The organism is Bacillus sp. SRB3LM (genome assembly GCF_015712745.1).
Lineage (GTDB): Bacteria > Bacillota > Bacilli > Bacillales > Bacillaceae_G > Bacillus_A > Bacillus_A thuringiensis_K.
In genome coordinates this window covers 176,985-185,768 of sequence record NZ_VWVQ01000021.1, presented here as the reverse complement: position 1 = coordinate 185,768, position 8,784 = coordinate 176,985, and the positions used below count along the sequence as shown (strand labels likewise).

The window sequence follows — 8,784 nt, the reverse complement described above, 5'->3', positions numbered from 1 at the left end:
ACGTTAGTTTGCTACTATAATTGTATTATAGGACACGAAAAAAGACAAACGGAGTAGTTTGCCTTTTTTTATACTTCTATCTATTATATCAACCTTTTGAAAAATTCGTTTGCACCTCTTGAATTGGCCAATATCGTAAATCAACTTTACCGACAACTGTATCAGCTTTTACAAATCCAAAGTGTCTACTATCCCAGCTCCCGAGGCGGTTATCACCTACTACAAAAATATATCCAGGTGGCACCGTTTTTTCCTTCGTTAACTCTTCTAGCGTAAAGTCACCTGTTAGTTGTCGTCCATTTATCTCCTTCTTATATTTCTCTAAATAAGGTTCATCCACGAATTGTCCGTTTATATATAATTTATCATGCTTATATTCAATATGATCTCCAGGTAAACCGATAATCCGCTTTACATAGTCCTCTTTTTTATTCGCATGAAACACCACAACGTCAAATCTGTTCAAGTCCCCAACTTGATAACTCACCTTATTTACAACGAGCATATTGCCATCTTGTAATGTCGGCATCATTGACTTCCCCTCTACAACGTACGTCGAAAAGAAAAACGTTCGAAAAAATACAGCTAATAATACACCAATTAAAATTGTTCGTATCCACTCTATGCCTTCTTTTTTCAAAGTTTTCTTCATCTGCTTCTCCCCTTATCCTTTAATACTGAAGCTTTCCTTTACAAAGAAGACTATTCTTAATGCAGTTCTAACTTTACTTCGATTTTCTGACCGACATACCATAAAATAAAAATACCAATCGCTACAATGACTGATTTCACTGGATTATGAATAAATGACATTAAATCATGACCGATATACGTTAAAATAAAAATCATCACAAGTTTTCCGAATGCTAACGCTAGCCCAAACTGTTTTACACTAATTCGGGATAAACCAGCGACAACATTTATTAATGCTGACGGTGTAAATGGAAAACAAAATATAACAAAAATCGGTGCAAATCCTTTTCTTTCAATCCATCCCATTGCTTTTCGTACTCTCTCATGCTTATTTACAAACGAAAAGAAACGACTGCGACCAAAATGGCGGATGATGAAAAAGACAAGTAATGCACCCATTACTGATCCAAGCCATGAATAAAGAAAACCGAGCCAAAAGCCAAATGCAACAGCATTTGCCAGTACAAATACAATAAGCGGTAATGCTGGAATCAACGCCTCTATCATCGGTAAACCAATACCAAGAAGTGGTCCGAACGCTTTATAACTCTCAACAATATGATCCATATTTTCTGGTGAAAAATACTCTTTGATTGTCTGAAAATCCATTCTACACTTTACCCCTTTACTCTAAATACTATCCCTACTGTATCATTGCTTATATGAAAGAGGAAATGGTAGATACGACATATGGAGATGTATTTATTAAAGTTTCCATATCTTTCATAAGAATTCCTTCATTATTTAGCTATGATAATCTATCAATATTTGACAAGATATTACATATTAATAACACCACATCCAACAATATCCTTATATCCCTTCAAAAATAGTATATTACAAATAATTTATTTAAATATAAAAAAATAGTATTTTTTACATTTTTTATTAAAATAACAACATAAATCTGTTATACTAAATATCGCAATATATTTATTTTATGTTTCTAGGAGGAAATACTTTGAAAGACACAGTAAAATTATTAAAATGGGTTACTGGTGCCTTAGAGGCTTTACTGGGAATACCTGTACTCGGAGGAACTATTGTTGTTTCTTTACTTTGGTTACCACTTCTTTTCATGCTAGTATTACATATCGTCACTTTAGTATTGGCTAAAAAAGCTAATATGAGTGCTAACGGTAATGTGCTAGGAATTGTAACTTCTTGCCTTGCATGGATTCCGTTTGTAGGAATGATTTTGCATATTTTATCAGCTATCTTCATTATGATGGATGCTGCCCGTAAGGAAGAAACTTATTAATATTTAAATAGCAAAAAAGCTGTCCTAGAATGCCGCTTAAAGCAACATTCTAGAGGCAGCTTTTTCTATATTACACTTCTTCTTCTCTAACAACATACACTTTCTCATAAGCGGGTCTTAATGTTGATTCCTCTTTTTTATCGACCTCTTTAAAACAAGGATTCCCTTGTTTTTTCCTACGATCTTCATATTCAGTACGTAATTTCGCTGTACGATTTTGTTGATTTTCAAAACTAGTTTTTGATATTTCTAATTTCACAGCAAAACCATTTATAAATCTAATAATAAGATTTCCATCTTTTAATTCTTTGTTACTTTCAATATAAAAATGAGACAACCAAGCGCACTCTTTTCTAGAGTAAGAATAGGTAGGGAAAAAATAAAGTTGATCTGCTGGACTAATCGCAATCGGTGCTTTATGTGTAATATGAGTTAACTCTTTCGTTCCTTCTTTTCTGCCTAAGAAACTAGAGCCATGCTTGCGGCAACTTCTTTCTATAATATCTAGAGGTTTTTGAAATACGAAAAAAGAATCATTCATTTCAACGACTCGCGTAACAATTTTCTTTTCACTTAGAATAACAGGAAGTAAGGCCATCGTATTTTTCGTTACAACATAATTTTCGACATAGCGTTCCACTTTACTTTCCATACTCCATTATCTCCTTTTTTCCATTTATATTAGCAGCTGCATATATAATTTTAGCATCTATGAAAAGGAAATGGCTTACAAGTTCCGCTTTTTTACAGTTTTTTATCATTTATCAAACATTTGTTAAATAATAAAATCACAATATAGTGATTTTTAATTTTAAAGTTATAAAAACAACATTTATACTACCTATAAATATTTATTATCCCTTCCTATTTTCACATCATTAAAACAATTAACTTTGCTATAATTAAAATGTAAATCCAATATATAGAGGGCCACTATGGAAGAAAAAGAAATCCAACCATCGATTCAAATGAAAAATAGTAGCATCATTATCGTGAAAAACTCAGCTAGTATTATATTCGGTTTATTTTTCATTCTGCTATTCTTTGCCAAACCGTTTCGTAAATCAAAATGTACAGAATGTAAAAAACGTGAGAAGAAAAAATCAGGGCAAGAACAATAAAAGGCCTTCCTTTATGGAATGCCTTTTTACATTTGTAGTATCATTTTATTTATTCTTCTTAACCCTTAAAAAAACAACTATATTTTCTTCCAAGGTTCTCTACATCTTTTTTGATTTGTAATATGCTCCTTATATAAAACATGAGAAAGAGTATTTGTACTTGTTACCCGCTTTTAATTTTTGTTAAAAAATTAAAATTTGTACATCTTTATCCATCACTAACAATTCGTTAATTAGTTAACTTTGTAATATAAGTTTTGTATATAATTTCATTCAAAAACACAATATATAAGTAGCTAGTTATAATTACATTACTTTTTATCGAATTCCAAAAAGTAGCTGTATACTTATGGATAAAGAAGATCTATTAAGCCAGCAGGTTAATAGCATCCCCTCAGATGCTCTGAATACCCCTAGTAAGGAACAAGAACAACTGTTAGAAACATCATCTCAAAACGTACAAAATTCCAACAACAATGCTAACAAAAAAGATGTTACTCAAGGTCTATCTAGAAAAGATTTCCCCATTTCAACAGAGAAAACAAATTTATAGTTATTTACTATCATACGCAGCAAATGCTCTTGCTGAACTAACTCTTCTACAGAAACTAATACGCATTCCCGATAATTTTTTACCAGTTTTAACATAAAAAAAAGAGAGTTACATATAAAAACAGGCTCTGGAAAAATTTTCTCCACAACCTAAAAAAAGGATGGCATTAGCCATCCTTTTTTCCATCATCAACTATAAAATTATAGTTTGATTACGTTTTTAGCTTGAGGTCCACGGTTACCGTCTTCGATTTCGAAGCTAACTTTTTGACCTTCTTCTAGAGATTTGAAACCGTCAGTTTCGATTGCAGAGAAATGTACGAATACGTCGTTTCCACCTGGAACTTCGATGAAACCGAAGCCTTTTTCGTTGTTAAACCATTTTACTTGTCCTGTTACTGCCATAATTATTTCCTCCTAAGAAAATACAAATTTTAAATTTTTTAGTCTTCCTGTCTAAAAAAAGAATCCACACATTATCAAATACGAAACATAAACTAGTTCTCACATACTTTTTCTCGTTCGTTTTCAGCACTTGATAACATATGGATTGCTTAATTTAACTATTCAACTGACATTATCATAGCACATTAAAATAAAATGTACAATCTTTTTCGAAAATAGAATTTCTAATTTTTAGTATTTCTTATAAAATATAATTATCTCTATTCTAAATAAGGAGGAGTTTATGACCAATAAAATTCCTAAAAAAACATTAAAAAGAATTGAAGAGGATATTGAAAATAATAATCTTGGAAAAGCAAGAGATAGATTGCATGGCCTCATCTTTACATACCCAAATGAATTACATCTTCGAAAACAACTCGGAGATATTTATTATAAATTACAATATCCGGAAATGGCTGGACGTTACTGGTATCTAGAAGAGCATAAAACAGATATTATGCATGAATCATGTTTATTATTTGAAAAATCAATGGGAAATAGTCCTCATCATATTGCACGTGCTTTAAAGTTTAAAGGCGATTCTATCCATATAAAGGGTTTGGATAAAGATAAGCCCTTATCTTCAATGCAGAAAGAAGTAGTAGAGAATTTAGTTTATGAGTATAAAGAAACATGGCAAGATAAGCTAGTTCCTTTTGGCTGTCTAGCATTGCTTGCTTCCCTTCTCTTTTCTGCCATTGTTGGTCTATTCACTATTTGGAATTGGATTTTTTAATCACAGGGGGGAATTTTCACATGTCAAACTACGCTAAAGAAGAAAGACTAACAGGGGGAAACGTCTCAAACGTATATCGTTCTGAAAATACTGTTCGGCGAGAGTTAAAGCTAGGCAGTGAAAAGATTCATAAGCTATTGCAACACTTAGAAAACAAAGGATTTCATTATGCTCCAAAGTTTTTAGGTGTAGATGAAAAAGATAGAGAGATTTTATCCTTTATTGAAGGAGAAGCTGGCAATTATCCTTTAAAAGAATATATGCGATCTAATGATGTATTAAAAGAAATCGCAAAGATGCTCCGCCTTTACCATGATGCCGTAAGTGATTTTCCGTTATTAGATGATTGGAAACCGATGGATCACACTCCAAATAACATTGAGGTTTTATGTCACAATGATTTTGCCATATATAACATTATTTTTAATAATGAGAAGCCAGTAGGGATTATTGATTTCGATGTTGCTGCTCCTGGTCCAAGACTATGGGATATCGCTTATACACTCTATACTTGTGTGCCTTTAAGTAGAGTGTATTATACAGAATCTGGTGAAGCCGTTCATTATGACTCATCGCAACATGCAGATCGTATTAAAGAGAGAGTGAATTTGTTCGTTCAGTCCTATGATAAAAATATGGATGAAGATTACTTAGGAATGGTGTTACTTCGATTAGAAGGGTTATGTACATATATGAAACGAAAAGCGCAAGAAGGCGACTTGAATTTCCAAAGAATGATCGATGAAGGACATCTAGAGCATTATGAGAAAGATATGAAGTTTATTCGTGATCATAGGGCTGAGTGGAGTTGATTTAGTAATAAAGAAAAGTTAGTATTGTTTTTTGCCGACAACTCAATCTCTCTTTTCGAATCTTTTAGAAAATAATAAGGGGCACCCTTCAAAAAGGTGCCCCTTCCTTTTATTTCGTAAACTGTGCTTCTTCTGTAGATCCTTTTAACGCTGTCGTTGATGAAGTTCCGCCCGTAATCACTTGTGCCACTTCATCAAAGTAACCTGTTCCCACTTCGCGTTGATGACGTGTTGCAGAGTAGCCGTGTTTTTCAGCTGCGAATTCTGCTTGTTGTAGTTCAGAGTATGCTGCCATGCCGCGCTCTTTATAGCCACGTGCTAGTTCAAACATACCGTAATTTAATGAATGGAATCCAGCAAGTGTTACGAATTGGAACTTGTAACCGTAAGATGCGATTTCCTTTTGGAAGCTTGCGATTGTTTTTTCATCTAGTTTTTGTTTCCAGTTGAATGAAGGTGAGCAGTTATATGCAAGTAGCTTCCCTGGATGCTCCTTATGAATTGCGTCCGCAAATCGTTTTGCATCTTCTAAATTTGGTTCTGACGTTTCACACCAAACGAGGTCTGCATACGGTGCATACGCTAAACCGCGCGCAATTGCTTGATCAAGACCTGCATTCGTACGGTAAAACCCTTCTGGTGTTCTTTCTCCTGTAATAAATGCTTTATCAACAGGATCGATATCGCTCGTAATTAAATCAGCTGCATCCGCATCTGTTCTTGCAACGATAATTGTCGGCACTCCCATTACATCTGCTGCAAGGCGTGCAGAAATTAAATTGCGTACTGCTGTTTGCGTTGGTAGTAGTACTTTTCCGCCTAAATGGCCACATTTTTTCTCTGAAGATAATTGATCTTCAAAATGCACACCTGATGCACCTGCTTCAATCATACCTTTCATCAGTTCGAATACATTTAATTGCCCACCAAATCCAGCTTCTGCATCTGCTACAATCGGTACGAAATAGTCTGTATCACCGCTTCCTTCCATATGCTGAATTTGATCCGCACGTTGAAGCGTTTGATTAATTCGTTTTACTACAGCAGGTACGCTGTTCGCTGGATATAAACTTTGGTCTGGATACATATGCCCAGAAAGGTTTGCATCAGCTGCTACTTGCCAACCACTTAAGTAAATCGCTTTTAACCCAGCTTTTACTTGTTGCATCGCTTGGTTTCCTGTTAATGCGCCAAGTGCGTTAATATAGTCTTCTGTATGAAGCGATGTCCAAAGCTTCTCAGCACCACGACGCGCTAACGTATGTTCAATATCAATTGACCCGCGCAGGCGAATTACATCTTCTGCCGAATATGGACGTGTGATCCCTTTCCAACGCTCATCTAATTCCCAGCTTTCTTGTAACTTCTCGATTCTTTCGTTTTTCATTTGTTCCATCCCCTTTTCATTTTTTATAAAATTTCATAACCCGGTAATGTTAAAAATGGTACGAATTCATCATTCCGAACGAGATTTGTAAACAACGTTGTCGCCTCTTGGAATCTCCCTTTCTTAAAGGCTTCCTTACCAATCTCTCTTTCTATTTTTGCTAATTCTTCTTCTTTTAACTCTTCCATTAATTCAAGCGTAATATTACGACCATCATTTAGTTTTCCACCTTCATGACGAATCCATTGCCATACTTGTGCTCTTGAAATTTCAGCTGTTGCCGCATCTTCCATTAAGTTATAAATGGGTGCTGCTCCCCGTCCGCTTAACCAAGATGCAATATATTGAATACCTACGCTAATATTCATGCGAAGGCCCTCTTCTGTAATCGTTCCCACCGGTACCTCTAGTAAATCGTTTTCTGTTACACATATTTCTTCACGTTTTCTAAAAATTTGATTTGGTGTTTTCATAATGTGATTAAACACTTCCATTGCAACCGGTACAAGTCCAGGGTGGGCAACCCAAGTCCCGTCATGACCGTCTAAAGCTTCGCGTTCCTTATCAGCACGCACTTTTTCAAAAGCTGCTTCATTTGCTTCTGGATTATTTTTAATCGGAATTTGTGCCGCCATTCCTCCAATTGCTGGTGCATTACGGCGGTGACATGTTTGAATTACTTTCAAAGAATACGAACGCATAAATGGCGCCGTCATCGTGACTTGTGCTCTATCTGGTAGTAAGAATTTATTATGATTACGGAAACTCTTTAAAAAGCTAAAAATATAATCCCATCTTCCGCAGTTTAAGCCAGCAGAATGATCTTTTAGCTCATACAAAATTTCATCCATTTCAAACGAAGCATGAATCGTTTCCAGTAACACAGTTGCTTTAATCGTTCCATTTGGAATGCCGATATATTTTTGAGCAAATACGAATACATCATTCCATAATCTCGCTTCTAAATAACTTTCCATTTTCGGTAAGTAAAAGTATGGGCCGCTCCCTTTCGCTAAAAGAGCTTTCGCATTATGGAAAAAGTACAAGCCGAAATCTACTAAACTACCCGACATATTTTTCCCATCAACTTGCATATGCTTTTCCTCTAAATGCCATCCTCTTGGACGTACAATGAGTACAGCTGTTTTCTCATTTAATCTATATTCTTTCCCTTTATCATTTTCATGTGAAATCGTTCCCTTTACTGCATCTCGTAAATTGATTTGACCTTCAACTGCGTTTTCCCAAGTTGGTGCATTCGAATCTTCAAAATCCGCCATAAAAAGATGCGCTCCTGAATTTAAAGCGTTAATGACCATCTTTCTATCTACCGGTCCAGTAATCTCTACGCGACGATCCTCTAAGTCTTTTGGCAGCTTGGCAATTGTCCAATCCGCTTCACGTATGTGTTTTGTTTCTTCTAGAAACTTCGGAAACTCCCCTGCATCAATTCTCTTTTGTTTTTCTACACGTTTTTGTAAAAGTTCTATGCGGCGCTCATTAAAATTCTCATGTAGTTCCTTCAAAAAACTAAGCACCTCAGGTGTCAATATTTCGTTGTACGCTGGTAACATTTCTCCAACGAGTGTAACCCGTGAAGTTTGCGTCGACATATTAGCATCCCCTTCTTAAACTGTTTTATAACAGATTTGATTTCATGTTTTATATTATATAACAAATCTTCAGAAAAGGAAGTTTTTTTTGAAAATTCATTTCATTTTTTTCAAAACGTCATTCTTTCGCGCTTTATTTTATAAAAAAAAGGCCGCTGTTAT

General features: G+C 34.8%; 11 protein-coding genes. 5 read left to right on the top strand and 6 right to left on the bottom strand.

Translation table 11 applies throughout. The features are described from left to right. Window positions 1-88: 88 nt before the first annotated feature. The gene (gene lepB / locus F3I02_RS14175) at window positions 89-652 is read right to left on the bottom strand and encodes a signal peptidase I (protein WP_000751900.1); all 564 of its coding nucleotides are present in this window, start codon (window positions 650-652) and stop codon (window positions 89-91) included. A gap of 56 nt (window positions 653-708) precedes the next feature. Further along, window positions 709-1,302 (bottom strand): TVP38/TMEM64 family protein, encoded by a 594-nt coding sequence (locus tag F3I02_RS14170; RefSeq protein ID WP_196478089.1) that lies wholly within the window; start codon window positions 1,300-1,302, stop codon window positions 709-711. Window positions 1,303-1,654: 352 nt separating this feature from the next. Here F3I02_RS14170 and F3I02_RS14165 point away from each other — a divergent pair, with 352 nt between their 5' ends. Further along, the gene (locus F3I02_RS14165; RefSeq protein ID WP_000655757.1) at window positions 1,655-1,954 is read left to right on the top strand and encodes a hypothetical protein; all 300 of its coding nucleotides are present in this window, start codon (window positions 1,655-1,657) and stop codon (window positions 1,952-1,954) included. A gap of 70 nt (window positions 1,955-2,024) precedes the next feature. On the opposite strand, the gene F3I02_RS14160 is transcribed toward F3I02_RS14165, so the two are convergent. Beyond that, window positions 2,025-2,606 (bottom strand): competence protein ComK, encoded by a 582-nt coding sequence (locus tag F3I02_RS14160; protein ID WP_046945919.1) that lies wholly within the window; start codon window positions 2,604-2,606, stop codon window positions 2,025-2,027. A 283-nt stretch (window positions 2,607-2,889) separates the two neighbouring features. Here F3I02_RS14160 and F3I02_RS14155 point away from each other — a divergent pair, with 283 nt between their 5' ends. Together F3I02_RS14155 and F3I02_RS14150 are read left to right on the top strand one after the other, a co-directional pair. Continuing rightward, window positions 2,890-3,075: a hypothetical protein gene (locus tag F3I02_RS14155; RefSeq protein ID WP_000391367.1), complete on the top strand. Its 186-nt coding sequence runs from the start codon at window positions 2,890-2,892 to the stop codon at window positions 3,073-3,075. A 349-nt stretch (window positions 3,076-3,424) separates the two neighbouring features. Beyond that, on the top strand, window positions 3,425-3,628 hold the full coding sequence (locus F3I02_RS14150; protein ID WP_000356609.1) for a hypothetical protein: 204 nt from the start codon (window positions 3,425-3,427) through the stop codon (window positions 3,626-3,628). Window positions 3,629-3,828: 200 nt separating this feature from the next. Here the strand turns inward: F3I02_RS14150 and cspA are convergent, their stop codons facing one another. Further along, a complete protein-coding gene (cspA, locus tag F3I02_RS14145; protein WP_000301523.1) occupies window positions 3,829-4,032 on the bottom strand; it encodes an RNA chaperone/antiterminator CspA in 204 nt (67 codons plus the stop codon). A gap of 283 nt (window positions 4,033-4,315) precedes the next feature. Here cspA and F3I02_RS14140 point away from each other — a divergent pair, with 283 nt between their 5' ends. Together F3I02_RS14140 and F3I02_RS14135 are read left to right on the top strand one after the other, a co-directional pair. After that, the gene (locus F3I02_RS14140; protein ID WP_163050737.1) at window positions 4,316-4,810 is read left to right on the top strand and encodes a DUF6584 family protein; all 495 of its coding nucleotides are present in this window, start codon (window positions 4,316-4,318) and stop codon (window positions 4,808-4,810) included. Window positions 4,811-4,830: 20 nt separating this feature from the next. Beyond that, window positions 4,831-5,622: a phosphotransferase gene (locus F3I02_RS14135; protein WP_046945920.1), complete on the top strand. Its 792-nt coding sequence runs from the start codon at window positions 4,831-4,833 to the stop codon at window positions 5,620-5,622. A gap of 109 nt (window positions 5,623-5,731) precedes the next feature. Here F3I02_RS14135 and aceA read toward each other — a convergent pair whose 3' ends face one another. Then, window positions 5,732-7,009 carry an isocitrate lyase gene (gene aceA / locus F3I02_RS14130; protein WP_196478088.1) on the bottom strand — a complete coding sequence of 426 codons (1,278 nt, stop codon included), beginning with the start codon at window positions 7,007-7,009 and terminating at the stop codon, window positions 5,732-5,734. Between the two features lie 23 nt (window positions 7,010-7,032). Then, complete coding sequence (aceB, locus tag F3I02_RS14125; RefSeq protein ID WP_000107337.1) at window positions 7,033-8,622, bottom strand: malate synthase A; 1,590 nt, start codon at window positions 8,620-8,622, stop codon at window positions 7,033-7,035. Window positions 8,623-8,784: the final 162 nt, after the last annotated feature.

Bases quoted from the DNA above. Each gene is read 5' to 3' on its own strand.
- F3I02_RS14160 (WP_046945919.1), bottom strand. From the start codon at position 2,606: ATGGAAAGTAAAGTGGAACGCTATGTCGAAAATTATGTTGTAACGAAA.
- F3I02_RS14135 (WP_046945920.1), top strand. From the start codon at position 4,831: ATGTCAAACTACGCTAAAGAAGAAAGACTAACAGGGGGAAACGTCTCA.
- aceA (WP_196478088.1), bottom strand. From the start codon at position 7,009: ATGAAAAACGAAAGAATCGAGAAGTTACAAGAAAGCTGGGAATTAGAT.
- F3I02_RS14155 (WP_000391367.1), top strand. From the start codon at position 2,890: ATGGAAGAAAAAGAAATCCAACCATCGATTCAAATGAAAAATAGTAGC.
- F3I02_RS14140 (WP_163050737.1), top strand. From the start codon at position 4,316: ATGACCAATAAAATTCCTAAAAAAACATTAAAAAGAATTGAAGAGGAT.
- F3I02_RS14170 (WP_196478089.1), bottom strand. From the start codon at position 1,302: ATGGATTTTCAGACAATCAAAGAGTATTTTTCACCAGAAAATATGGAT.
- F3I02_RS14150 (WP_000356609.1), top strand. From the start codon at position 3,425: ATGGATAAAGAAGATCTATTAAGCCAGCAGGTTAATAGCATCCCCTCA.
- aceB (WP_000107337.1), bottom strand. From the start codon at position 8,622: ATGTCGACGCAAACTTCACGGGTTACACTCGTTGGAGAAATGTTACCA.
- cspA (WP_000301523.1), bottom strand. From the start codon at position 4,032: ATGGCAGTAACAGGACAAGTAAAATGGTTTAACAACGAAAAAGGCTTC.
- lepB (WP_000751900.1), bottom strand. From the start codon at position 652: ATGAAGAAAACTTTGAAAAAAGAAGGCATAGAGTGGATACGAACAATT.